This is a genomic window from Nonomuraea sp. 10N515B (assembly GCF_052245915.1).
Taxonomy (GTDB): Bacteria; Actinomycetota; Actinomycetes; order Streptosporangiales; family Streptosporangiaceae; genus Nonomuraea.
Genome location: NZ_JBQQBQ010000015.1, coordinates 173,091 through 195,241, shown reverse-complemented (window position 1 = coordinate 195,241; position 22,151 = coordinate 173,091). Strand labels below are relative to the sequence as shown.

Sequence of the window (22,151 nt, the reverse complement as noted above, 5' to 3'; positions counted from 1 at the left end):
GAGGTGCTCTCCAGCGACGGCATGTCCATCGAGATGCGCGACACCGACGAGGACGTCTTCCGCGCCGCGGAGGAGCTCGGCATCGATCTGTCCCGGCGTGAGCCGAGCAGCGTGGAAGAAGTCTGAGGGGGAGATCGCACAAAATGCTAGACGTCAACTTCTTCGACGAGCTCAGGATCGGTCTTGCGACCGCCGACGACATCCGTCAGTGGTCGCACGGCGAGGTCAAGAAGCCGGAGACGATCAACTACCGGACCCTCAAGCCGGAAAAGGACGGGCTCTTCTGCGAGAAGATCTTCGGTCCGACCCGGGACTGGGAGTGCTACTGCGGTAAGTACAAGCGCGTCCGGTTCAAGGGCATCATCTGTGAGCGCTGCGGCGTCGAGGTGACCCGGGCCAAGGTGCGTCGTGAGCGGATGGGCCACATCGAGCTGGCCGCGCCCGTCACGCACATCTGGTACTTCAAGGGCGTCCCGTCGCGCCTCGGCTACCTGCTCGACCTGGCCCCGAAGGACCTGGAGAAGGTCATCTACTTCGCGGCCTACATGATCACGCATGTCGACACCGAGATGCGTGAGCGTGACCTGCCCTCGCTGGAGGCGAAGATCTCCGTCGAGCGGCAGCACATCGAGCAGCGCCGCGACGCCGACGTCGAGGCCAGGCAGAAGAAGCTCGAGGCCGACCTGGGCGAGCTTGAGGCCGCCGGCGCCAAGGGCGACCAGCGCCGCAAGGTCCGCGAGGGCGCTGAGCGCGAGATGCGTCAGCTGCGCGACCGGGCCCAGCGCGAGCTGGACCGGCTCGACGAGGTCTGGAGTCGCTTCAAGAACCTCAAGGTCCAGGACCTCGAGGGCGACGAGCTGCTCTACCGCGAGATGCGCGACCGCTTCGGCCGCTACTTCAAGGGCGGCATGGGCGCGCAGGCGATCCAGGACCGCCTGATCAGCTTCGACCTCGATGTCGAGTCGGAGAACCTGCGCGAGACCATCCGCAGCGGCAAGGGCCAGAAGAAGGCCCGCGCGCTCAAGCGGCTCAAGGTCGTGTCCGCGTTCCTCAACACCACCAACTCGCCGCGCGGCATGGTGCTGGACTGCATTCCGGTCATCCCGCCGGACCTGCGACCGATGGTGCAGCTCGACGGTGGCCGGTTCGCGACCTCGGACCTCAACGACCTCTACCGCCGGGTCATCAACCGGAACAACCGCCTCAAGAGGCTTCTCGACCTCGGCGCGCCCGAGATCATCGTGAACAACGAGAAGCGGATGCTCCAGGAGGCCGTGGACGCGCTGTTCGACAACGGCCGCCGCGGTCGCCCGGTCACCGGTCCCGGCAACCGTCCGCTGAAGTCCCTCAGCGACATGCTGAAGGGTAAGCAGGGTCGTTTCCGCCAGAACCTGCTGGGCAAGCGAGTCGACTACTCCGGCCGTTCGGTCATCGTCGTCGGCCCGCAGCTCAAGCTGCACCAGTGCGGTCTGCCCAAGCAGATGGCGCTGGAGCTGTTCAAGCCGTTCGTGATGAAGAGGCTCGTGGACCTCAACCACGCGCAGAACATCAAGTCGGCCAAGCGGATGGTCGAGCGCGCCCGCCCCGTGGTGTGGGACGTGCTCGAAGAGGTCATCACCGAGCACCCGGTGCTGCTCAACCGCGCCCCGACGCTCCACCGCCTGGGCATCCAGGCGTTCGAGCCGCAGCTGGTCGAGGGCAAGGCCATCCAGATCCACCCGCTCGTCTGCACCGCGTTCAACGCGGACTTCGACGGCGACCAGATGGCCGTGCACCTGCCGCTGTCGGCTGAGGCCCAGGCCGAGGCACGCATCCTGATGCTCTCGACCAACAACATCCTCAAGCCGGCCGACGGCAAGCCCGTGACGATGCCCACCCAGGACATGGTCATCGGCCTCTACTGGCTGACCACCCAGAAGGACGGCGCGATCGGCGAGGGCCGCGTGTTCGGCTCGATCGCCGAGGCGCAGATGGCCTTCGACCGCGGCGAGCTGGAGATCCAGGCGAAGATCCAGATCCGGCTGAAGGACGATGTCCTGCCGCCGCGCGACTGGGTGGCACCCGAGGGCTGGGAGCAGGGCGACGCGATCAGGCTGGAGACGACCTTCGGCCGGTGCCTGTTCAACCAGACGCTGCCCGAGAGCTACCCGTTCGTCGACTTCCAGGTCGGCAAGAAGCAGCTGTCCACGATCGTGAACGAGCTGGCGGAGACCTACCCCAAGATCGAGGTCGCCAACTCGCTCGACGCGCTCAAGGACGCCGGCTTCCGCTGGGCGACCCGCTCCGGTGTCACGATCTCGATCGAGGACGTCGTCGCGCCGCCCAACAAGACCGACATCATGGAAAACTACGAGCGCAGGGCCGACAAGGTCCAGCGCGAGTACGAGCGCGGTCTGATCACCGACGAGGAGCGCCGTCAGGAGCTCATCGAGATCTGGACGCACGCCACGGCCGACGTCGAGACCGACATGGTCAACGCCTTCCCGGCGACCAACCCGGTCTGGATGATGGTCAACTCCGGCGCCCGTGGTAACAAGATGCAGGTCCGGCAGATCGCCGGCATCCGTGGCCTGGTGTCCAACACCAAGGGTGAGACGATCCCGCGGCCGATCAAGGCCTCGTTCCGCGAGGGCCTGTCGGTGCTGGAATACTTCATCTCCACCCACGGTCAGCGGAAGGGTCTGGCCGACACCGCGCTGCGTACCGCCGACTCGGGTTACCTGACCCGTCGTCTGGTGGACGTCGCACAGGACGTCATCGTGCGCGAGATCGACTGCGGCACCGACCGCGCGGTCCCGCTGCACGTGGCCGACCGCGACGCGTCGGGCAACCTGGTCAAGGCGGAGAACGCCGAGTCCAACGTGCACGGCCGCATCCTGGCCGAGGACGTCGAGGTCGACGGCAAGGTCATCGTCCCGGCGGGCGTCGACATCAACGACACCCACGTGACGAAGCTGGTCGCGGCCGGGGTCGAGACGGTGCGCACGCGTAGCGCGCTCGTCTGCGAGGCGAAGATCGGTGTCTGCGCGACCTGCTACGGCCGCTCGCTGGCCACCGGCAAGCTCGTGGACGTCGGCGAGGCGGTCGGCATCATCGCCGCCCAGTCGATCGGTGAGCCCGGCACGCAGCTGACGATGCGGACCTTCCACACCGGTGGTGTGGCCGGCGCCGACATCACCCACGGTCTGCCCCGTGTCACGGAGCTGTTCGAGGCGCGCATCCCCAAGGGTGTCGCTCCGATCTCCGAGGCCGAGGGCCGGGCTCGCATCGACGAGACCGACAAGACCAGGAAGATCGTCATCACTCCGGACGACGGCTCGGAAGAGATCGCCTACCCGGTGTCGATGCGGTCGCGCCTGCTGGTGCAGGACGGCCAGCGCGTCACGGTCGGCCAGCAGCTGGTCGCCGGTGCGGTCAACCCCAACGAGGTGCTGCGCATCCTCGGCCCGCGGGCCGTGCAGCTGCACCTGGTGGCGGAGGTCCAGCAGGTCTACCGGTCCCAGGGTGTGTCGATCCACGACAAGCACATCGAGATCATCGTTCGGCAGATGCTCAAGCGGGTCAACGTCCTGGAGTCCGGCGACACCGACCTGCTGCCCGGCGAGCTCGTCGAGCGGCCGCGCTTCGAGCTGATGAACCGCGAGACCGTGGCGGAGGGCGGCTCTCCGGCCGCCGGTCGTCCGGTGCTCATGGGCATCACGAAGGCCTCGCTCGCGACCGAGTCGTGGCTGTCAGCGGCGTCCTTCCAGGAGACGACCAGGGTGCTGACGGACGCGGCGATCCACGCCAAGTCCGACTCGCTGCTGGGTCTGAAGGAGAACGTCATCATCGGTAAGCTCATCCCGGCCGGCACGGGCATGCCGCAGTACCGGAACATCCGGGTGGAGCCGACCGAAGAGGCCAAGGCGGCCATGTACACCGTTGGTGGCTACGACGGCACCGCGGCGGACTACACCTTCGGCACCGGCAGTGGCGAGGCGGTCCCGCTGGAGGAGTACGACTTCGGCCAGTACAACCGATGAATTCTTGATCGCCAGTAGGTGACGCGCCCGGGTCTCTTGTCCAAGAGGCCCGGGCGCGCTGCGTTCCCGGCCGGGGTCCTTCTCGCACCAAGTCCGGGCGCGCTGCGTTCAAACCCGGGCCGTTTCCCGGCCGGGGTCCTTCTCGCACCAAGCGCGGGCGCGCTGCGTTCAAACCCTTCTTTCGTTACGGCGGTGCCGTGGCAGCCCAGTCGCCGCACGGGGCTGAGGGCCCTCCAGGGAGACGGTTTCTGAGCCCTTCAGTGGTGCACCGCCGTTACGACGCACAGTGGGCCGAGTTTCAGGGCGCGGCGTGAGCCGCTCGGCTCTACGGTGCGCTGTGGGCCGTGGTGGGGGGTGGCGATTGGTCGCGGTCGGGTGACGGTTGGGCGTACCGGGGACGGAAGGCGGCGGGAGCCTATATCATGTGCGTGGAGCTGTAGATGGGCTGGATGAGATAGGCCCCGGCGACCCGGAGTGGCATGGCTGATCAGCCTTGCCGCGCCGTTTTGACGTGTCGCATGGGCCTGGGTAGTCTTGGACATCGTGCCCGTCTCTATGCGGGCTCTCGACCGTGCGCTCATTACGAGTGCGGGACGGCTTCCTGGCTCGTAAACCTCGCGGGACGTCTGCGTGAATAGCGCGACACGCCCGAGCGCGGGGGCGCCGAGACAGGGAAAACCAGCAGGTCATGACACCGGCAGAACCTGCGAAATGCATCACAACTGACGTAACACCGGCCAAGGCACGAAACGGAGTGGCAGTGCCCACTATTCAGCAGTTGGTCCGCAAGGGCCGGCAGGACAAGGTCTCTAAGACCAAGACTCCTGCCCTCAAGGGGAGTCCGCAGCGGCGCGGCGTGTGCCAGCGCGTCTACACCACGACCCCGAAGAAGCCCAACTCGGCACTGCGTAAGGTGGCCCGCGTTCGGCTTACGAACGGCATTGAGGTCACGGCCTACATCCCCGGTGTGGGTCACAACCTGCAGGAGCACTCCATCGTGCTCGTGCGTGGCGGTCGTGTGAAGGACCTGCCTGGTGTTCGCTACAAGATCATCCGCGGTTCGCTGGACACCCAGGGTGTCCGCAACCGCAAGCAGGCCCGCAGCCGCTACGGCGCGAAGAAGGAGAAGAGCTAACAATGCCTCGTAAGGGTTCTCCTGGCCGTCGTCAGCTCATGGCTGACCCGGTCTACAGCTCGCCGCTGGTGACCGCCCTGATCAACAAGGTGCTCCTGGACGGCAAGCGCTCCATCGCGCAGTCGATCGTCTACGGCGCCCTCGAGGGCTGCAGGGAGAAGACGGGCAACGACCCGGTCGTCACCCTGAAGCGCGCGCTCGACAACGTCAAGCCCACTCTCGAGGTCCGCAGCCGCCGTGTCGGTGGCGCGACCTACCAGGTGCCGGTCGAGGTGCGCGCCGCGCGCAGCACCACCCTGGCCCTGCGCTGGCTGGTGCAATACTCCCGCGCCCGCCGCGAGAAGACCATGACCGAGCGCCTCATGAACGAGCTCCTCGACGCCAGCAACGGCCTCGGGGCGAGCGTCAAGAAGCGTGAGGACACCCACAAGATGGCCGAGTCCAACAAGGCCTTCGCCCACTACCGCTGGTAACAGCGGGTTCGACGAGACGACGAGGACGCGAGTTAAAGTGGCCGCTACGACCGCTCTTGACCTGGCCAAGGTCCGCAACATTGGGATCATGGCCCATATCGACGCGGGCAAGACCACCACGACCGAGCGCATCCTGTTCTACACCGGCATCAACTACAAGATCGGTGAAGTCCACGAGGGCGCTGCCACGATGGACTGGATGGAGCAGGAGCAGGAGCGCGGCATCACGATCACGTCTGCCGCGACCACCTGTGAGTGGATCGGTCACACCATCAACATCATCGACACTCCGGGCCACGTCGACTTCACCATCGAGGTGGAGCGTTCGCTCCGCGTCCTCGACGGTGCGGTCGCCGTGTTCGACGGCGTCGCGGGTGTCGAGCCGCAGTCGGAGACGGTGTGGCGCCAGGCTGACCGCTACGAAGTTCCCCGGATCTGCTTCGTCAACAAGATGGACCGGGTCGGCGCGGAGTTCCACCGCTGCGTCGAGATGATGGTCACCCGCCTGGGTGCGACCCCGGCTGTGATTCAGCTTCCGTGGGGCGTTGAGGCCGACTTCAAGGGCGTCATCGACCTCATCAAGATGAAGGGTCTCATCTGGAGCGCCGAGGCCGCCAAGGGCGAGATGTACGACACCGTCGACATCCCGGCCGACCACGCCGAGGCCGCTCGCGAGTGGCGGGACCGTCTCATCGAGACTGTCGCCGAGAACGACGACGAGCTGATGGAGCTCTTCCTCGAGGGCCAGGAGCCCACCGAGGAGCAGCTGGTGGCGGCGATCCGCCGCGCCACGCTGGCCAGCGCCATCAACCCGGTGCTCTGCGGCACCGCGTTCAAGAACAAGGGCGTGCAGCCCCTGCTCGACGCGATCGTCGCCTACCTCCCCGCCCCGACCGACCTCAAGGCCTTCAAGGGTCACGCGGTCGGCAAGGAGGACCAGGTGATCGAGCGTCACGCGGACCCGGCCGAGCCGTTCTCCGCTCTGGCGTTCAAGATCGCCAGTGACCCGCACCTGGGCAAGCTCACCTACATCCGCATCTACTCGGGCACGCTCGACACCGGTTCACAGGTTGTCAACTCTGTGAAGGGCAAGAAGGAGCGGATCGGCAAGATCTACCAGATGCACGCCAACAAGCGCGAAGAGCGCCCCTCGGCGATCGCTGGTCAGATCGTGGCGGTCATGGGTCTGAAGGACACCACCACCGGTGACACCCTCTCTGACCCGGCTAACCAGGTCGTGCTCGAGTCGATGACGTTCCCGGCTCCGGTGATCAACGTCGCCATCGAGCCCAAGACCAAGGGTGACCAGGAGAAGCTGTCGACCGCGATCCAGCGGCTGGCCGAGGAGGACCCGTCCTTCCAGGTCCGCCGTGACGAGGAGACCGGCCAGACGGTCATCTGGGGCATGGGCGAGCTTCACCTGGAGATCCTCGTCGACCGTATGCGTCGCGAGTTCAAGGTCGAGGCCAACGTCGGCCGTCCGCAGGTTGCCTACCGCGAGACGATCCGCCGCAAGGTGGAGAAGCTCGACTACACCCACAAGAAGCAGACCGGTGGTTCCGGTCAGTTCGCGCGGGTCATCATCAACCTCGAGCCGCTGGGCGAGGGCAACGACGGCTACGAGTTCGAGAACAAGGTCACGGGTGGCCGGGTCCCGAGGGAATACATCCCCTCGGTCGACGCGGGCGCTCAGGAGGCCGCCGAGTTCGGCGTGCTGGCCGGTTACCCGATGGTCGGCGTGAAGGTTACGCTGGTCGACGGTGCCGCGCACGACGTCGACTCCTCGGAAATGGCGTTCAAGATCGCTGGCTCGATGGCCTTCAAGGAGGCCGCGCGCAAGGCGGACGCCGTGCTCCTCGAGCCGATGATGGCCGTCGAGGTCACCACGCCCGAGGACTACATGGGTGACGTCATCGGCGACCTCAACGGTCGCCGCGGGCAGATTCAGTCCATGGACGAGCGGGCCGGCGCCCGTGTCGTCACGGCGCTCGTGCCGCTGTCTGAGATGTTCGGCTACGTGGGTGACCTGCGTAGCAAGACGCAGGGGCGCGCGAGCTACAGCATGCAGTTCGACTCCTACTCGGAGGTGCCTCCGGGCATCGCGAAGGAGATCGTCGCGAAGGCCCGGGGCGAGTAGTTCCTGGTCCGATCCCGCAAGGGATCGAGCCAGGACTTCTGTCCTGGTCCCTGGTGGGGTGGTGCGAGCCACCCCGCCGCCAAGGGGTTCGGGAGTTCCCGGGCCCGAGTGTGTAGACGAAAGTCAGTCAGATTCTCAAGGAGAGAACCAGTGGGCAAGGCCAAGTTCGAGCGGACCAAGCCGCACATGAACATCGGCACCATTGGACACATCGACCACGGCAAGACCACGCTGACCGCGGCGATCACCAAGGTGCTTCACGACCGTTTCCCCGAGCTGAACAAGGCGACCCCGTTCGACAAGATCGACAAGGCGCCGGAGGAGAAGGCTCGCGGCATCACGATCTCGATCGCGCACGTCGAGTACCAGACGGAGAAGCGTCACTACGCGCACGTTGACTGCCCTGGTCACGCGGACTACGTGAAGAACATGATCACCGGTGCCGCTCAGATGGACGGCGCCATCCTCGTGGTCGCCGCCACCGACGGCCCGATGCCGCAGACGAAGGAGCACGTCCTCCTGGCCCGCCAGGTCGGCGTCCCCTACATCGTCGTGGCCCTCAACAAGGCCGACATGGTGGACGACGAGGAGATCCTCGAGCTCGTCGAGCTGGAGGTCCGTGAGCTCCTGTCCGCTCAGGAGTTCCCCGGCGACGACCTGCCGGTCGTCCGCGTCTCCGCGCTCAAGGCTCTCGAGGGCGACGAGAAGTGGGCCGACAGCATCGTCGAGCTGATGAACGCCGTGGACGAGAACGTTCCCGAGCCGCCGCGTGAGACGGACAAGCCGTTCCTCATGCCGGTCGAGGACGTCTTCTCGATCACCGGTCGCGGCACGGTCGTCACCGGCCGTATCGAGCGCGGCATCGTCAAGGTCAACGAGCAGGTCGACATCATCGGCATCAAGCCGGAGAAGACCACGACCACCGTCACCAGCATCGAGATGTTCAACAAGATGCTCGACGAGGGTCACGCCGGTGACAACGCCGCCCTGCTGCTCCGCGGCATCAAGCGCGACGACGTCGAGCGCGGCCAGTGCATCATCAAGCCGGGCACGACGACCCCGCACACCGATTTCACGGGCCAGGTCTACATCCTGTCCAAGGACGAGGGCGGCCGCCACACGCCGTTCTTCAACAACTACCGCCCGCAGTTCTACTTCCGTACGACTGACGTGACCGGTGTCGTGCACCTCCCCGAGGGCACCGAGATGGTCATGCCGGGCGACAACACCGAAATGCGCGTTGAGCTGATCCAGCCCATCGCCATGGAGGAAGGCCTCAAGTTCGCGATCCGTGAGGGTGGCCGCACCGTCGGCGCCGGCCGGGTCGTGAAGATCATCAAGTAGCTAGACCGTCGGGGCGGCGGTCGGCCCCGAACATCTGGGTCCGACCGCCGCACCACGTAAGAGCCTCACGCAAAGCGCCGTGATCCAGCAGTAGCTTCGGCCTCGTGACCGAAGTCACTGCCGGATCACGGAAGAAATGGCAGATCGACTGCGTCTGCCTCGTGGGGTCAAGCGGGCTCTGGCCTGCACCAGCACAGCGGCAACAGGCCGCACGATACTTTTTCAGACGACAGCGAAGGACACCGAGGCCACTATGGCGGGACAGAAGATCCGCATTCGGCTCAAGGCCTATGACCACGAGGTCATCGACAGCTCGGCCAAGAAGATCGTCGAGACGGTGACGCGGACTGGCGCGAAGGTCGCGGGCCCGGTGCCGCTGCCGACCGAGAAGAACGTGTACTGCGTCATCCGCTCGCCGCACAAGTACAAGGACAGCCGCGAGCACTTCGAGATGCGCACGCACAAGCGGCTGATTGACATCATCGACCCGACCCCCAAGACGGTTGACTCGCTCATGCGGCTCGACCTTCCCGCGGGTGTCGACATTTCGATCAAGCTCTGAGGGAACGCACTGACATGGCTAAGACGATGAAGGGCGTCCTGGGCAAGAAGCTCGGCATGACCCAGGTCTTCGACGCGGACAACCGGATGGTTCCGGTGACCGTGGTCGAGGCCGGTCCGTGCGTGGTGACCCGCGTCCGCACCGCAGAGAAGGATGGCTACTCCGCCATCCAGCTCGGCTTCGGGCAGGTCGACCCCCGGAAGGTCAACAAGCCGCTCGGCGACTACCTGCGTAAGCACGACATCACCCCGCGCCGTTACTTCGCGGAGATCCGCACCGACGACGCGAGCGACTACACCCTGGGCCAGGAGCTGCTGGCCGACACCTTCGAGGCCGGCCAGTTCGTCGACGTGACGGGCAAGAGCAAGGGCAAGGGCTTCGCCGGTGTCATGAAGCGGCACGGCTTCGGTGGTCTGGGCGCGTCGCACGGTACGCAGCGCAAGCACCGCTCGCCGGGTTCCATCGGTGGCTGCGCCACCCCGGGCCGCGTTTTCAAGGGTCTGCGCATGGCTGGCCGGATGGGTAACGTCCGCACCACTGTGCAGAGCCTCAAGGTTCACTCCGTGGACGCCGAGAACGGTCTCATCCTGATCAAGGGTGCGATCCCCGGCGCCAACGGCAGCCTGGTCCTCGTCCGTACCGCTGCCAAGAAGGGGGCATCCAAGTGAGCACCACTATCGACGTCCTCGACCCCAGCGGGGCGAAGACCGGCACGGTTGACCTGCCCGAAAACATCTTCGGCACCAAGGTCAACGTTCCGCTGATCCACCAGGTGGTCGTGGCCCAGCTCGCCGCTCGCCGGCAGGGCACGCACAAGGCCAAGACCCGTGGTGAGGTCTCCGGCGGCGGCAAGAAGCCGTACCGCCAGAAGGGCACCGGCCGCGCCCGTCAGGGCTCGACCCGTGCGCCGCAGTTCGCCGGCGGTGGCGTCGTTCACGGTCCCCTGCCGCGTGACTACTCGCAGCGCACGCCCAAGAAGATGAAGGCCGCTGCGCTGCGTGGCGCCCTGTCCGACCGCGCGAGCGGCGGCCGCGTCCACGTGGTCAGCTCGCTGGTCACGGGGGAGACCCCCAAGACCAAGGCCGCGCTCGAGGCGCTGCGCAAGGTCACGCAGGCGCGGCGCGTGCTCGTCGTGGTCGACGAGGCCGACGAGATGACGTGGCTGAGCCTGCGCAACGCCCCTGAGGTCCACCTGCTGGACGCGGGGCAGCTCAACACGTACGACGTGCTCGTGTCCGACGACGTGGTCTTCACCCAGGAGGCGTACGACCAGGTCGTGGCCAGACTGAGCAACGGCGGGAAGGAAGAGGCCTGATGGACAAGATCGCCGACCCGCGCGACGTCATCATCAAGCCGGTCGTCTCTGAGAAGAGCTACGGCCTGATCGATGAGCACAACAAGTACACGTTCCTGGTGAAGACGACCGCGAACAAGACCCAGGTCAAGATCGCTGTTGAGCAGATCTTCGGGGTCAAGGTCACCGACGTGAACACGATCAACCGGCAGGGCAAGCGCAAGCGCACCCGCACCGGCTACGGCAAGCGTCCCGACACCAAGCGCGCGATCGTGAGCCTGGTTGAGGGCGATCGGATCGACATCTTCGGTCAGATCGGCTAGCAGCCACAGATAGTGCGCGGGCCGAACAGGCCCGCGGGGCGAGACCGTCGCACTTCGGTGCGGCGGGCTCACCCATGTAACCGACGAAGGATGAACGAAAAAGATGGGCATCCGTAAGTACAAGCCGACCACTCCGGGTCGCCGCGGATCGAGTGTCTCGGACTTCTCCGAGATCACCCGCAGCGAGCCCGAGAAGTCGTTGCTTGCGCCCCTTCACGGCAAGGGCGGCCGCAACGTACACGGCCGGGTCACCGCACGCCACCAGGGCGGCGGTCACAAGCGCGCCTACCGGATCATTGACTTCCGTAGGCATGACAAGGACGGCATTCCGGCCAAGGTCGCTCACATCGAGTACGACCCCAACCGCACCGCCAATATCGCTCTGCTCCACTACGCCGACGGCGAGAAGCGCTACATCATCGCGCCGACCGGCCTCAAGCAGGGCGACCGTATCGAGAACGGCCCCGCGGCCGACATCAAGCCGGGCAACTGCCTGCCGCTGCGCAACATCCCGACCGGTACCTTCATCCACGCGGTGGAGCTCCGTCCGGGCGGCGGCGCCAAGCTCGGTCGTAGCGCGGGTGCCCAGATCCAGCTGCTCGCCAAGGAAGGCCAGTACGCCACCCTGCGTATGCCGTCCGGTGAGATGCGCATGGTCGACGTGCGCTGCCGGGCGACGGTGGGCCAGGTCGGCAACGCCGAGCAGGCCAACATCAACTGGGGCAAGGCCGGCCGTATGCGGTGGAAGGGCAAGCGCCCCACCGTCCGCGGTGTCGCGATGAACCCCGTCGACCACCCGCACGGTGGTGGTGAGGGCAAGACCTCCGGTGGTCGCCACCCGGTGAACCCGAAGGGCAAGCCCGAGGGGCGCACCCGCCAGGCCAACAAGTCCAGCGACCGGCTGATCATCCGTCGTCGGAGCAAGAGGAAGAAGCGGTAGGAGCAGCCGAAATGCCACGTAGCCTTAAGAAGGGTCCCTTCGTGGACGACCACCTCGCCAAGAAGGTGGACGCCCAGAACGAGAAGGGCACCAAAACCGTCATCAAGACGTGGTCGCGGCGCTCCATGATCGTTCCCGACATGCTCGGGCACACGATCGCCGTGCACGACGGCCGCAAGCACGTCCCGGTGTTCGTCACCGAGTCCATGATCGGCCACAAGCTCGGAGAGTTCGCCCCCACGCGGACGTTCCGCAGCCACGTCAAGGAAGACCGCCGCAGCCGGCGGTAAGCGTCCCGGAAGTAGGAGAAAGCGATGGAAGCCAGGGCTCAGGCGCGGTTCGTCCGTGTCACGCCCCAGAAGGCCCGCCGTGTGGTGGACCTCATTCGCGGGCTGCCCGCTTCGGAGGCGCAGGCCGTGCTGCAGTTCGCTCCCCAGTCGGCGAGCGAGCCGATCTTCAAGGTGCTCAGCAGCGCCATGGCGAATGCTGAGCACAACTTCGACCTCGACCCGCAGACGCTCGTCGTCAGCCGGGCCTGGGTCGACGAGGGCCCGACGCTGAAGCGGTTCCGTCCGCGTGCACAGGGTCGCGCCTATCGGATCAACAAGCGGACGAGCCACATCACTGTGATCGTGGAGTCCCGCGAGCCGAAGGGAAGGACCCGATAGTGGGCCAGAAGGTTAACCCGCACGGGTTCCGCCTCGGCATCACGACCGACTTCAAGAGCCGGTGGTACGCCGACAAGCTGTACAAGTCGTACGTCGCCGAGGACGTGGCGATCCGCCGCATGCTGCAGAAGGGCATGGAGCGGGCCGGCATCTCCAAGGTCGAGATCGAGCGCACCACGGACCGCGTGCAGGTGGACATCCACACCGCGCGGCCCGGCATCGTGATCGGCCGGCGCGGCGCCGAGGCGGACCGTATCCGTGGCGACCTGGAGAAGCTGACCAAGAAGCAGGTCCAGCTCAACATCCTCGAGGTCAAGAACCCGGAGATCGACGCGCAGCTCGTCGCGCAGGGCGTGGCCGAGCAGCTGTCCAGCCGTGTCTCGTTCCGCCGTGCCATGCGCAAGGCGATGCAGTCGGCCATGAAGTCCGGCGCCAAGGGCATCCGTGTCCAGTGCGCGGGTCGTCTGGGCGGCGCTGAGATGTCGAGGTCGGAGTTCTACCGCGAGGGTCGCGTGCCACTGCACACGCTCCGCGCGGACATCGACTACGGCTTCTACGAGGCCCGCACGACCTTCGGCCGCATCGGCGTGAAGGTCTGGATCTACAAGGGCGAGGCTCCGACCAGCCGCGCCGAGCGCGAGGCGGCCGCCGCCGGTGCTCGTGCCGGCCAGCGTCGCGAGCGCGACGACCGTCGTGGCGGTGGCGAGCGTCCCCGCCGTGGTGGTGGCGACCGTCCGCGTCGCGGTGGTGGCCGCGCCCCCCGTACTGAGGCCGCCTCCCAGGCTGCCCCCGAGACCGGCCCGGCCGCGCAGCCGGGTGCTGAAGGGAGCTGACCATGCTGATCCCGCGCAGGGTCAAGCACCGCAAGCAGCACCGGCCCGACCGCAGCGGAGCCGCCAAGGGCGGCACCAGGGTCACGTTCGGCGAGTTCGGCATTCAGGCGATTGAGCACTCTTACGTGACCAACCGTCAGATCGAGTCCGCTCGTATCGCGATGACCCGTCACATCCGCCGTGGTGGCAAGGTGTGGATCAACATCTACCCCGACCGCCCGCTCACCAAGAAGCCCGCCGAGACCCGCATGGGTTCCGGTAAGGGCTCGCCGGAGTGGTGGATCGCCAACGTCAAGCCCGGACGCGTGATGTTCGAGCTGTCCGGCGTGGCGGAGTCGGTGGCGCGTGAGGCGCTCACCAGGGCGATTCACAAGCTCCCGATGAAGTGCAAGATCGTTAAGCGTGAAGTGGGTGAGGCGTGATGGCTAAGGGCCTGACCGCCGGCGAGCTGCGAGTGGAGGACCAGGACACCCTGGTCCAGAAGCTCAAGGAAGCCAAGGAGGAGCTGTTCAACCTCCGCTTCCAGGCAGCGACCGGTCAGTTGGAGAGCCACGGGCGGCTGCGTGCCGTCCGCCGCGAGATCGCCCGTATCTACACCGTGATGCGCGAGCGCGAGCTCGGCATCGTCACGGTCGAGAAGGAGACGAGCGATGGCTGAGACCGAGACCACTGAGAACACCACCGAGAACGCGCGGCACTTCCGCAAGGTCCGCGAGGGCCTGGTCGTCAGCGACAAGATGGACAAGACCGTCGTCGTCGCCGTCGAGGACCGCGTGAAGCACCGTCTGTACGGCAAGGTCATCCGCCGTACGACCAAGTACAAGGCACACGACGAGGCCAACGCCTGCGGCGTCGGCGACCGCGTGCTGCTCATGGAGACCCGCCCCCTCTCCGCCACCAAGCGGTGGAGGGTCGTGGAGATCCTCGAGAAGGCCAAGTAGGCCCTCTCGGATATACCGCGCCTCGTGGGGGCTCTCAGAGCCCCCATGACGGCGTCCAAGGACGCGGGGCCACCTGGTCCCGCGTCGCCTGCGGTGCGGCCCTCAGCGAGGGCTGTGGCCGTGGGAACAAGACAACGACGGTTCCGCCAGGCTCAGAAATGAGAACCGGCGCGACTAACAGGAGTTCAACGTGATCCAGCAGGAGTCGCGGCTCAAGGTCGCCGACAACACGGGCGCAAAGGAGATCCTTTGCATCCGTGTTCTCGGTGGCTCGGGCCGACGCTACGCCGGTATCGGCGACGTCATCGTCGCCACTGTCAAGGACGCGCTGCCCGGCAGCACTGGCGTCAAGAAGGGCGACGTGGTCAAGGCCGTCATCGTCCGCACGGTCAAGGAGCGCCGCCGGCCCGACGGCTCCTACATCCGCTTCGACGAGAACGCCGCCGTCATCATCAAGGACAGCGGTGACCCTCGCGGCACTCGTATCTTCGGCCCGGTCGGTCGCGAGCTGCGTGACAAGAAGTTCATGCGGATCATCTCGCTCGCCCCGGAGGTGCTGTGATGCCGAAGTCGTTGCATGTGAAGAAGGGTGACCTGGTTCAGGTCATCGCGGGCAAGGACAAGGGTGCCAAGGGCCGTGTGATCGCCGCTCTCCCGCGCGAGGACCGCGTGGTGGTGGAGGGCGTCAACATGATCAAGAAGCACGAGAAGGAGTCCAACCAGGGTCCGCGCGGCGCCAAGACTGGTGGCGTGCAGACCATGGAGGCCCCGATCCACGTCTCGAACGTGAAGAAGCTCAAGGACGACAAGCCCGCCGACAAGAAGGCCGACGAGAAGAAGGCCGACGAGAAGACGGGTGAGGACAGCTGATGACCGCCACGACCACTGAGACCGAGCGTCCGACGCCGCGACTCAAGACGAAGTACCGCGAGGAGATCGCGCAGCAGCTTCGCGAGCAGTTCGGCATCGAGAACGTCATGCAGATCCCGGCCCTGACCAAGATCAAGGTCAACATGGGCGTCGGCGAGGCGGCTCGCGACTCGAAGCTCATCGAGGGCGCCGTCCGCGACCTCACCGCGATCACCGGCCAGAAGCCGGCCGTGGTCCGGGCCCGCAAGTCCATCGCGCAGTTCAAGCTGCGTGAGGGCATGCCGATCGGTGCGCACGTCACGCTGCGCGGCGACCGCATGTGGGAGTTCCTGGACCGGCTGCTGGCGCTGGCGCTGCCCCGTATCCGGGACTTCCGCGGCCTGTCGCCCAAGCAGTTCGACGGCAACGGCAACTACACCTTCGGTCTGACCGAGCAGGTCATGTTCCACGAGGTCGACCAGGACAAGGTCGACCGGCCGCGGGGCATGGACATCACGATCGTGACCACCGCGAAGAACGACGACCAGGGCCGGGCGCTGCTGAAGCTCCTCGGCTTCCCCTTCAAGGAGGCCTGATCCAATGGCGAAGAAGTCGCTGATCGCCAAGGCGGGGCGCAAGCAGAAGTTCGAGGTCCGGGCCTACACCCGGTGCACGCGTTGTGGCCGGCCGCGCGCCGTCTACCGCAAGTTCGGGCTCTGCCGTGTGTGCTTCCGCGAGATGGCGCACCGGGGCGAGCTGCCCGGCATCACCAAGTCCAGCTGGTAGATACCCTAGGGGGCGGCCCAGCGTCGCCCCCCGTATATATCAAGAAGATCAGGACGCGCTTTGCGTCCGTGACCGCGCCGAAGGTCCACCGGCAGAGCTCCGCTTGGCCGACTGGAAACCGCGGCGAGGAAGGCCACTGGCCATCATGACGATGACCGACCCGATCGCAGACATGCTGACTCGTCTGCGCAACGCGAACTCGGCGTACCACGACAGCGTGTCGATGCCGTATTCGAAGATCAAGGCGCACATCGCCGAGATCCTCCAGCAGGAGGGCTACATCCAGGCCTGGACCGTCGAAGACGCCAAGGTCGGGAAGAACCTCGTGGTGGAGCTCAAGTTCGGGCCCACCCGTGAGCGATCGCTCGCGGGCCTGCGCCGGGTTTCCAAGCCCGGTCTGCGGGTTTATGCGAAGAAGGACAACCTGCCTCGAGTCCTGGGCGGACTGGGCGTCGCGATCATCTCGACGTCCCACGGCCTCATGACCGACAAGCAGGCCGGCAAGCGTGGTGTGGGCGGGGAAGTCCTCGCCTACGTCTGGTAGAGGGGAGGAACACAGCATGTCGAGAATCGGACGGCTGCCCATCCCTGTGCCCAGTGGCGTAGACATCACGATCGACGGCCAGGATGTCCAGGTCAAGGGCCCGAAGGGCACGCTCAGTCACACGGTCGCCGAGCCCATCAAGGTGGCTCGGGACGAGGACGGCTCCATCGCCGTCACCCGGCCCAACGACGAGAACAAGGTGCGTGCGCTGCACGGCCTGTCCAGGACGCTGATCGCCAACATGGTGCAGGGCGTCACCCAGGGCTACTCGAAGTCCCTGGAGATCGTCGGCGTCGGTTACCGCGTTCAGGCCAAGGGCCCGTCGCAGCTGGAGTTCTCGCTGGGCTTCAGTCACCCGGTCATCGTCGACGCCCCTGAGGGCGTCTCCTTCCGCGTCGAGAAGCCCACCGTGTTCCACGTGGACGGCATCGACAAGCAGAAGGTCGGCGAGGTCGCGGCCAACATCCGAAAGTTGCGCAAGCCTGACCCGTATAAGGGCAAGGGCGTGCGTTACCAGGGCGAACAGATCCGCCGCAAGGTCGGAAAGGCTGGTAAGTAGGCATGGCTCCGAAGACTGCGTTCAGCAAGCACACGGCTGCCCGCACCGTCTCGCGGGCTCGCCGTCACCGCCGCGTCCGCAAGAACGTCGTCGGCACGACCTCGCGTCCGCGCCTGGTCGTCAACCGTTCGACCCGTCACATGTTCGTCCAGATCGTGGACGACACCGTCGGCCACACGCTGGTGAGCGCGTCCACCATGGACCCCTCGCTGCGCTCCCTGGAGGCGGACAAGACGGAGAAGGCCAAGAAGGTCGGCGAGCTCCTCGCTCAGCGGGCCAAGGAAGCCGGGATCACGGCGGTCGTCTTCGACCGCGGTGGCAACCGCTACGCCGGTCGCATCGCGGCCCTGGCGGACAGCGCCCGCGAAGGCGGGCTCGAATTCTGATGGCAACTGAGAAGAGGAACCACTGATGGCTGCAGCTCCGCGTCGCGGTGGCGGCACCGGTGGCGAGCGGCGGGACCGTCGTGACGATCGCCGCGGTGGCGCCGCCGACAAGGGCGTCTCGTACATCGAGCGCGTAGTGAAGATCAACCGAGTGGCCAAGGTCGTGAAGGGTGGTCGTCGCTTCAGCTTCACCGCCCTCGTCGTCGTCGGTGACGGCAACGGCCTGGTCGGCGTCGGCTATGGCAAGGCCAAGGAAGTCCCCGCGGCCATCGCCAAGGGCGTCGAGGAAGCGAAGAAGCACTTCTTCAAGGTGCCCCGCATCCAGGGCACCATCCCGCACACCGTGCAGGGCGAGGAGGCGGCCGGCGTCGTCTTCCTGCGTCCGGCCTCGGCCGGTACCGGCGTCATCGCCGGTGGCCCGGTGCGTGCGGTGCTGGAGTGCGCGGGCATCCACGACGTGCTGTCCAAGTCGCTCGGCTCGGACAACCCGATCAACATCGTGCACGCCACTGTGGCGGCTCTGAAGGGCCTTTCCCGGCCCGAGGAGATCGCCGCCCGCCGTGGCCTGCCGATCGAGGACGTGGCTCCGGCCCGGATGCTCAAGGCTCAGCGCGAGGGCATCGCGGAGGCCGCGGCCGCCAAGGCGGTGAGCTAGTCATGGCACGCCTGAAGATCACTCAGGTTCGCTCGAAGATCGGTGGCAAGCAGAACCAGCGTGACTCGCTGCGTTCGCTTGGCCTGAAGCGAATCGGCGATGTCGTCGTCAAGGAGGACCGGCCCGAGATTCGCGGGATGGTCTCCGTGGTGACGCACCTCGTCGAGGTGGAAGAGGTCGACTAGTCATGACTGACAAGGCTCCGCTCAAGATTCACGACCTGCGTCCTGCTCCCGGCGCCAACAAGGCCAAGATCCGCAAGGGTCGTGGCGAGGCGTCGAAGGGCAAGACGTCCGGTCGCGGCACCAAGGGCAGCCACGCCCGTACGACGGTTCCCCTCGGTTTCGAGGGTGGCCAGGTGCCGCTGCAGAGGCGTCTGCCGAAGCTCAAGGGCTTCTCCAACGCCATGTTCAAGACGACCTACCAGGTCGTCAACCTTGACAGGCTCGGCGAGCTGTTCCCCGAGGGTGGCGAGGTCACCGTCGAGACGCTGGTCGCCAAGGGTGCTGTTCGCAAGAACCAGCTCGTCAAGGTGCTCGGCACCGGCGAGATCTCCGTCGCGGTGAACGTGCAGGCTCACGCCTTCTCGGCCGCCGCGAAGGAGAAGATCGCCGCCGCAGGTGGCTCCGTTACCGAGCTGTAGCAACGCTATGACGAGGCGTGGGGGTTCTGACAATGGGCCCCCACGCCCGTAGTGCGTTAGAGTTCGCAGACGGCAGGCTTCTGTCCGGCTCGTTTGACAATGAGACTCAGATGGCAGATCCCCGCACCATCGCCGCATACTCACATCGCCTTATAGGCGCGCAGGAGGGACCGTGCTGACCGCGTTTACCCGGGCGTTCCGGACGCCGGACCTGCGCAAGAAGTTGCTCTTCACCTTGGGCATCATCGCGCTTTTCCGTCTCGGCTCGGTTCTTCCGACTCCGGGAGTTCACGTACAGAATCTGGCGGCCTGTTTCAACCAGGCGCGCGCTGATCAAGACACCGGCAACATCTACGGGATGGTGCAGCTGTTCAGCGGCGGCGCCCTCCTGAAGCTTTCAGTGTTCGCGCTCGGCATCATGCCGTACATCACCGCGAGCATCATTCTCCAGCTGCTCGTCGTCGTGATCCCGCGCCTCGAGGCACTGAAGAAGGAAGGCCAGTCCGGCCAGACCAAGATCACGCAGTATACGCGTTATCTGACCATCGGACTCGCGGTCCTGCAGTCGACGGCGTTCATCGCGCTGGCCCGTACCGGCCAGCTCTTCCCGAACTGCCAGCAGGACGTCCTGCTCGACCCCGACAACATCTTCGGCATCGTCACGATGGTGGTCATCATGACGGCCGGCACGTCCGTCATCATGTGGCTGGGCGAGCTGATCACCGACCGGGGCGTCGGCAACGGCATGTCCATTCTGATCTTCACCCAGATCGTCGCGGTGTTCCCGTCCGAGCTGGCCAACATCTTCCAGGCCAACAAGTTCACCTTCGCGGTGGTCATGGTGGTCGGCGTCTTCATGATCGCCGCGGTGGTGTTCGTCGAGCAGGGGCAGCGGCGCATCCCGGTTCAATACGCCAAGCGGATGGTCGGCCGCAGGATGTACGGCGGCACGTCCACCTACATCCCGCTCAAGGTCAACCAGGCCGGCATCATCCCGGTCATCTTCGCCTCTTCGCTGCTCTACCTGCCGCAACTCGTCACGTCGCTCTTCCAGACGAGCGACAACGTGGTGATCCGGTGGATCTCTCAGAACCTGGCCACGGGCGACACTGCGATCTACATGGCCACGTTCTTCCTGCTGATCATCTTCTTCACGTACTTCTACGTGTCCATTACGTTCAACCCCGCTGAAGTCGCCGACAACATGAAGAAGTACGGTGGTTTCATTCCGGGCATCCGCCCCGGCCGGCCGACGGCTGAATACCTGAACTTCGTGCTCACCCGTCTGACCACGCCGGGCGCGATCTATCTGGGTCTGATCTCCATGGTCCCGATCGTCGCGCTGGCGATCGCCGGTGCGAGCCAGAACTTCCCGTTCGGAGGGACGAGCATTCTGATCATGGTAGGCGTCGGTCTGGACACGGTTAAGCAGGTCGAGAGTCAGCTGCAGCAGCGTAATTACGAAGGCTTCCTGCGGTAGATGCGTCTCGTTCTGGTCGGGCCCCCCGGAGCGGGTAAGGGGACACAGGCCCAGTACATCGCATCGAACCTGTCCATCCCGAAGATCTCGACAGGTGACATCTTCCGTGCCAACGTCTCGGGTGGCACGGATCTTGGCAGGCTGGCCAAGACATATATGGACCGTGGCGACCTGGTGCCCGACGAGGTCACCATCGCTATGGTTCGTGACCGCCTCTCGGAGCCGGACGCGCAGGACGGTTTCCTGCTCGACGGCTTCCCGCGCAACGTCGCGCAGGCCGAGATCCTGCGCGACATGCTCAAGGACTGGGGCCAGGCGCTGGACCTCGTCCTTGAGCTCGTCGTGGATGACGATGAGGTGGTCAGGCGGCTTGCCGGCCGGCGCACGTGCAGCCAGTGCGGCCGCATCTGGCACGTCGAGTTCGATGACAAGAAGGACGACAGGTGCGACGCGTGCGGGGGCGCGTTGTTCCAGCGGGACGACGACAAGGAGGAGACCGTCCGGCATCGCCTGGAGGTCTACCAGGAGCAGACGGCGCCGCTGGTCTCCTACTACGCCGACGAGGGCATCCTCGTGGGGGTCGACGCGACCGGGCCGGTCGAAGAGGTCACCCAGCGAGCCATGGAGGCGATCCGCCCGTTCATGGGCTAGCTGCGGCGGCACCGATCTGCGGAGGTGGCACGGGTTTCCGTGCCACCTCGCGGCTATTGTGGGGGAATTGGGCCCCCAGGTGGCCCGTTGAGACCCAGGGGGGCAGAACATGTTCAAGAGGAACCGCCACGGAATCCAGATCAAGTCACCGCAGCAGCTCGAGAAGATGCGGGCGGCGGGGCTAGTCGTCGGGCGCACGCTCGACCTGCTGAAGCGCTCGGTCGAGCCCGGCATGACGCCGCTGGACCTGGACTCCGTCGCCGAGAAGGCGATCAGGGGCGAAGGCGCGATCCCGTCGTTCAAGGGTTACCAGGGCTTTCCGGCGACGATCTGCGCGTCGGTGAACGACGAGGTGGTGCACGGCATCCCGACGAACGCCCGCAAGCTGCAAGAGGGCGACATCATCTCGATCGACTGCGGCGCCATCCTCGACGGTTGGCATGGCGACTCGGCGGTCACGGTCGCGGTCGGCGAAGTGGATCCCAAGCTCACGGAGCTGATGCGGGTCACGGAAGAGTCCATGTGGCGCGGCATCGCGGCGCTGCGGCCCGGCCGTCACCTGTCCGACATCGGCCACGAGATCGAGCGGTACGTCAGGTCGCAAGGCCGGTTCGGCATCCCTCAGGAGTACGGCGGCCACGGCATCGGCACCGAGATGCACATGGACCCCTGGATCGCCAACCACGGCCGGCCGGGGCGGGGCCCGGTGCTGGAGGAGGGCATGTGCCTGGCCATCGAGCCGATGGTCAACCTGGGCACGGAGCGCACGCGCGTGCTGGCCGACGACTGGACCGTGGTAACGATCGACGGCAAGGCCTCCGCACACTTCGAACACAGCGTTGCCGTGACACATAATGGTCCTTGGGTGCTAACCGCCCTAGACGGGGGCAAGGAGCGCCTCACTCAATTGCAGACCTAGCCGGGAG

Annotated in this window: 29 protein-coding genes; all 29 read left to right on the top strand. The window is 66.0% G+C overall.

Annotated elements, in window-relative coordinates; genetic code table 11:
* Window positions 1-143 precede the first annotated feature (143 nt).
* The 29 genes from ACTWQA_RS24630 (at window position 144) to map (ending at window position 22,144) form a co-directional block, all read left to right on the top strand.
* Window positions 144-4,022: a DNA-directed RNA polymerase subunit beta' gene (locus ACTWQA_RS24630; RefSeq protein ID WP_443161443.1), complete on the top strand. Its 3,879-nt coding sequence runs from the start codon at window positions 144-146 to the stop codon at window positions 4,020-4,022.
* Window positions 4,023-4,782: 760 nt separating this feature from the next.
* On the top strand, window positions 4,783-5,157 hold the full coding sequence (gene rpsL / locus ACTWQA_RS24625; RefSeq protein WP_020542315.1) for a 30S ribosomal protein S12: 375 nt from the start codon (window positions 4,783-4,785) through the stop codon (window positions 5,155-5,157).
* A 2-nt stretch (window positions 5,158-5,159) separates the two neighbouring features.
* On the top strand, window positions 5,160-5,630 hold the full coding sequence (gene rpsG / locus ACTWQA_RS24620) for a 30S ribosomal protein S7 (protein ID WP_020542314.1): 471 nt from the start codon (window positions 5,160-5,162) through the stop codon (window positions 5,628-5,630).
* A gap of 88 nt (window positions 5,631-5,718) precedes the next feature.
* The gene (fusA, locus tag ACTWQA_RS24615; RefSeq protein ID WP_371825977.1) at window positions 5,719-7,767 is read left to right on the top strand and encodes an elongation factor G; all 2,049 of its coding nucleotides are present in this window, start codon (window positions 5,719-5,721) and stop codon (window positions 7,765-7,767) included.
* Window positions 7,768-7,917: 150 nt separating this feature from the next.
* Complete coding sequence (tuf, locus tag ACTWQA_RS24610; RefSeq protein WP_305924403.1) at window positions 7,918-9,111, top strand: elongation factor Tu; 1,194 nt, start codon at window positions 7,918-7,920, stop codon at window positions 9,109-9,111.
* Between the two features lie 253 nt (window positions 9,112-9,364).
* Window positions 9,365-9,673 carry a 30S ribosomal protein S10 gene (gene rpsJ, locus ACTWQA_RS24605; RefSeq protein WP_012887830.1) on the top strand — a complete coding sequence of 103 codons (309 nt, stop codon included), beginning with the start codon at window positions 9,365-9,367 and terminating at the stop codon, window positions 9,671-9,673.
* Between the two features lie 14 nt (window positions 9,674-9,687).
* Window positions 9,688-10,341 (top strand): 50S ribosomal protein L3, encoded by a 654-nt coding sequence (gene rplC / locus ACTWQA_RS24600; RefSeq protein ID WP_305924404.1) that lies wholly within the window; start codon window positions 9,688-9,690, stop codon window positions 10,339-10,341.
* The gene (gene rplD, locus ACTWQA_RS24595; protein WP_305924405.1) at window positions 10,338-10,988 is read left to right on the top strand and encodes a 50S ribosomal protein L4; all 651 of its coding nucleotides are present in this window, start codon (window positions 10,338-10,340) and stop codon (window positions 10,986-10,988) included. The genes rplC and rplD overlap by 4 nt, the downstream gene beginning before the upstream one ends.
* A complete protein-coding gene (gene rplW, locus ACTWQA_RS24590) occupies window positions 10,988-11,290 on the top strand; it encodes a 50S ribosomal protein L23 (RefSeq protein WP_305924406.1) in 303 nt (100 codons plus the stop codon). Before rplD ends, rplW begins: the two co-directional genes overlap by 1 nt.
* A gap of 103 nt (window positions 11,291-11,393) precedes the next feature.
* Complete coding sequence (gene rplB, locus ACTWQA_RS24585; RefSeq protein WP_127939590.1) at window positions 11,394-12,230, top strand: 50S ribosomal protein L2; 837 nt, start codon at window positions 11,394-11,396, stop codon at window positions 12,228-12,230.
* 11 nt (window positions 12,231-12,241) lie between these two features.
* On the top strand, window positions 12,242-12,520 hold the full coding sequence (gene rpsS, locus ACTWQA_RS24580) for a 30S ribosomal protein S19 (RefSeq protein ID WP_219539599.1): 279 nt from the start codon (window positions 12,242-12,244) through the stop codon (window positions 12,518-12,520).
* Window positions 12,521-12,544: 24 nt separating this feature from the next.
* Window positions 12,545-12,898 (top strand): 50S ribosomal protein L22, encoded by a 354-nt coding sequence (gene rplV, locus ACTWQA_RS24575; protein WP_305924407.1) that lies wholly within the window; start codon window positions 12,545-12,547, stop codon window positions 12,896-12,898.
* Window positions 12,898-13,731 carry a 30S ribosomal protein S3 gene (gene rpsC / locus ACTWQA_RS24570; RefSeq protein WP_305924408.1) on the top strand — a complete coding sequence of 278 codons (834 nt, stop codon included), beginning with the start codon at window positions 12,898-12,900 and terminating at the stop codon, window positions 13,729-13,731. The genes rplV and rpsC overlap by 1 nt, the downstream gene beginning before the upstream one ends.
* A 2-nt stretch (window positions 13,732-13,733) precedes the next feature.
* Window positions 13,734-14,153 carry a 50S ribosomal protein L16 gene (gene rplP / locus ACTWQA_RS24565; protein WP_305924409.1) on the top strand — a complete coding sequence of 140 codons (420 nt, stop codon included), beginning with the start codon at window positions 13,734-13,736 and terminating at the stop codon, window positions 14,151-14,153.
* Complete coding sequence (rpmC, locus tag ACTWQA_RS24560) at window positions 14,153-14,389, top strand: 50S ribosomal protein L29 (protein WP_080047279.1); 237 nt, start codon at window positions 14,153-14,155, stop codon at window positions 14,387-14,389. Before rplP ends, rpmC begins: the two co-directional genes overlap by 1 nt.
* The gene (gene rpsQ / locus ACTWQA_RS24555) at window positions 14,382-14,672 is read left to right on the top strand and encodes a 30S ribosomal protein S17 (protein ID WP_305924410.1); all 291 of its coding nucleotides are present in this window, start codon (window positions 14,382-14,384) and stop codon (window positions 14,670-14,672) included. Before rpmC ends, rpsQ begins: the two co-directional genes overlap by 8 nt.
* A gap of 190 nt (window positions 14,673-14,862) precedes the next feature.
* Window positions 14,863-15,234, top strand: coding sequence for a 50S ribosomal protein L14 (gene rplN / locus ACTWQA_RS24550; RefSeq protein ID WP_026214151.1), 372 nt, complete (start codon window positions 14,863-14,865; stop codon window positions 15,232-15,234).
* Window positions 15,235-15,245: 11 nt separating this feature from the next.
* A complete protein-coding gene (gene rplX, locus ACTWQA_RS24545; RefSeq protein ID WP_305924476.1) occupies window positions 15,246-15,542 on the top strand; it encodes a 50S ribosomal protein L24 in 297 nt (98 codons plus the stop codon).
* On the top strand, window positions 15,542-16,117 hold the full coding sequence (gene rplE / locus ACTWQA_RS24540; RefSeq protein ID WP_138670601.1) for a 50S ribosomal protein L5: 576 nt from the start codon (window positions 15,542-15,544) through the stop codon (window positions 16,115-16,117). The genes rplX and rplE overlap by 1 nt, the downstream gene beginning before the upstream one ends.
* A gap of 4 nt (window positions 16,118-16,121) precedes the next feature.
* Window positions 16,122-16,307, top strand: coding sequence for a type Z 30S ribosomal protein S14 (locus tag ACTWQA_RS24535; protein WP_090769707.1), 186 nt, complete (start codon window positions 16,122-16,124; stop codon window positions 16,305-16,307).
* Window positions 16,308-16,452: 145 nt separating this feature from the next.
* Window positions 16,453-16,851, top strand: coding sequence for a 30S ribosomal protein S8 (gene rpsH, locus ACTWQA_RS24530; protein ID WP_020542297.1), 399 nt, complete (start codon window positions 16,453-16,455; stop codon window positions 16,849-16,851).
* Between the two features lie 16 nt (window positions 16,852-16,867).
* Window positions 16,868-17,410: a 50S ribosomal protein L6 gene (rplF, locus tag ACTWQA_RS24525; RefSeq protein WP_305924411.1), complete on the top strand. Its 543-nt coding sequence runs from the start codon at window positions 16,868-16,870 to the stop codon at window positions 17,408-17,410.
* A 2-nt stretch (window positions 17,411-17,412) separates the two neighbouring features.
* Entirely contained in the window at window positions 17,413-17,796 is a 384-nt protein-coding gene (gene rplR / locus ACTWQA_RS24520) for a 50S ribosomal protein L18 (protein WP_443161442.1), read from the top strand.
* Window positions 17,797-17,821: 25 nt separating this feature from the next.
* Complete coding sequence (gene rpsE / locus ACTWQA_RS24515; protein ID WP_049572667.1) at window positions 17,822-18,451, top strand: 30S ribosomal protein S5; 630 nt, start codon at window positions 17,822-17,824, stop codon at window positions 18,449-18,451.
* Window positions 18,452-18,453: 2 nt separating this feature from the next.
* The gene (gene rpmD / locus ACTWQA_RS24510; protein ID WP_080043226.1) at window positions 18,454-18,636 is read left to right on the top strand and encodes a 50S ribosomal protein L30; all 183 of its coding nucleotides are present in this window, start codon (window positions 18,454-18,456) and stop codon (window positions 18,634-18,636) included.
* 2 nt (window positions 18,637-18,638) lie between these two features.
* A complete protein-coding gene (gene rplO, locus ACTWQA_RS24505) occupies window positions 18,639-19,094 on the top strand; it encodes a 50S ribosomal protein L15 (protein ID WP_443161441.1) in 456 nt (151 codons plus the stop codon).
* A gap of 172 nt (window positions 19,095-19,266) precedes the next feature.
* Window positions 19,267-20,574: a preprotein translocase subunit SecY gene (gene secY, locus ACTWQA_RS24500; RefSeq protein WP_443161440.1), complete on the top strand. Its 1,308-nt coding sequence runs from the start codon at window positions 19,267-19,269 to the stop codon at window positions 20,572-20,574.
* Complete coding sequence (locus ACTWQA_RS24495; RefSeq protein WP_305924415.1) at window positions 20,575-21,225, top strand: adenylate kinase; 651 nt, start codon at window positions 20,575-20,577, stop codon at window positions 21,223-21,225. It abuts the gene before it with no gap.
* A gap of 109 nt (window positions 21,226-21,334) precedes the next feature.
* Entirely contained in the window at window positions 21,335-22,144 is an 810-nt protein-coding gene (gene map / locus ACTWQA_RS24490; RefSeq protein WP_443161439.1) for a type I methionyl aminopeptidase, read from the top strand.
* Window positions 22,145-22,151 lie beyond the last annotated feature (7 nt).